The 1,086-nt window shown below is 64.5% G+C and carries 1 protein-coding gene; it reads right to left on the bottom strand.

Annotated elements, in window-relative coordinates; all coding sequences use genetic code 11:
• Nucleotides 1-903: 903 nt before the first annotated feature.
• On the bottom strand, nt 904-1,086 hold a 183-nt coding region (locus AB0F13_RS27820; protein ID WP_362087962.1), incomplete at its 5' end, for a transposase.

Below are 1,086 nucleotides of genomic sequence, written 5' to 3'. Positions count from 1 at the left end.
AGGGCGACGAGCATGGTGCGGAAACCGGTGATCACAACACCATCGGCGGGCTGGAGGTCGCGGTGGCGAAGGTGTGCGCCATCTATCCACCAAGGCCCCCGCCACAGCAGCAGCCCGTACCCGATGACCGCGAGGGTGATGCTCACCGCGAGCAGGATGCGCTTGATGTGCGTGTTCATGCCGTGCATCATTTCCACAGCCCGCTCACCACCATTCCTCAACAGCCCGTTTCAGAGCAGGATTTGAGGTTGCTGGGCTAATGAGCGATATCCCCTGGGTTCCCGCCGGTCGGTGATCGCGCGGCAGGGGGCCGACCAGGGATTTCACGGCACCGGCCCGCGCTTCGACGTGGAGATCACGATTGTTCTTCGGGAATCCTGAAGGACCATCCTGATCCATTCGGGTAGGCCGTGCCTTCGCGCCTTGCTGACCTGGGACAACACTGTCAACCCGAGGGATGGACGCGCAAGCGAACGCACGGGAAATCGCACACTTGGAGGCGATGGCCGGCAGGTCCAGAACTTCGGCCCGCGATGGCATGTCTGTGCTCCGGCCGCTTCCTCCGCGGTGATGACCCTGTTGGGGATGCCGGGCCATTCACGACGCGGCTTGTTCCTCTTCGCTCACCGAGCAGCGCCGCCAGCCCCAGCTGCTCGTCCGAGGCGGCCACCACCGTGTGCTGAGTGGCTCTGGGGTGGGCGGCAGAACAGGCAGTCTCCCAGCAACAGCTGTCCATCTGCCCCCAGACAGGCATTGGCGGCAGTCGCTCACGCCATGGCTTGGAGAACGGGACCCGGAAGCCACCGATCGAGTGCATCTTCTCTCGGGTATCACGCGCGCTGCCTGGTGCAGACGTTCTGCAGGAAGCGTTTGAGTGGCGGGGTCGGGGCTTTAGACGTCGTTTCATTTGGTGAGGCGGCGGTAGCAGATGAGGGCCCCGGCTATGCCTAAGAAGGCGAGGAAGTGTTCGGCCTTGCGTTCGTAGCGGCGATGCAGGCGTCGGCAGCCGGCCAGCCATGACACGGTCCTCTCGACCACCCAGCGATGACGGCCGAGCCGCTGTGAGGACTCGATGCCCTTGCGGGC

The organism is Streptomyces sp. NPDC026206 (assembly GCF_040638465.1).
Taxonomy (GTDB): Bacteria; Actinomycetota; Actinomycetes; order Streptomycetales; family Streptomycetaceae; genus Streptomyces.
The sequence above is the reverse complement of the archived record's forward strand: the minus strand, read 5'-3'. Positions and strand labels throughout refer to the sequence as shown.